We start from the raw sequence: 506 nt of genomic DNA on the forward strand, positions 1-506 counted from the left end.
ACGGGGTCCTTTTTATGTAAGCGTATCAATAAAATTTGCATAATATTATAAAACTTTCGTTAGTCATAAAATACGTAGGAAGGATCTTTATTTAACATTATTATGCAAATTTCTTGATGAATTCGCTATTTTTTTTAAATAAAATTAATCTGCTGTTTTCACTTGTTGAAATCCATGGTTGATATCTTCCCGTTTTCGCTGATTAGCAGTTTCGTCATTTTTTTCCCTGCGCTATCTACAACCGTCGAAATGGCTGCACCGTTCATGTTAGGCCCAAAACCAGCCTTTGAAGCCATGTCCTGGATGTTTGACATGCCTTGCATTAAGCTTGCCGGCGAAAAACTGTTAGCGTTTATCGGAAATATGTTCGGGTCGTTAGGAACGGCCGCACCTTCCAACCCGTACACGGCAGCCAAAATCAAAAGAATAATTGCAACCTTCGTCATTGTATAAGTTTATTTGCGTATGTTCAAAAATAATCACGCGTATTTCGTGCAAACTATTTT

1 protein-coding gene is annotated in these 506 nt (G+C 37.4%); it reads right to left on the bottom strand.

Translation table 11 applies throughout. The annotated features are described in order from the left end of the window. Positions 1–158: 158 nt before the first annotated feature. Entirely contained in the window at positions 159–446 is a 288-nt protein-coding gene (locus F0U44_RS24250; RefSeq protein ID WP_149730621.1) for a hypothetical protein, read from the bottom strand. Positions 447–506: the final 60 nt, after the last annotated feature.

The organism is Nocardioides humilatus, assembly GCF_008373755.1.
GTDB classification, from domain to species: Bacteria; Actinomycetota; Actinomycetes; order Propionibacteriales; family Nocardioidaceae; genus Nocardioides; species Nocardioides humilatus.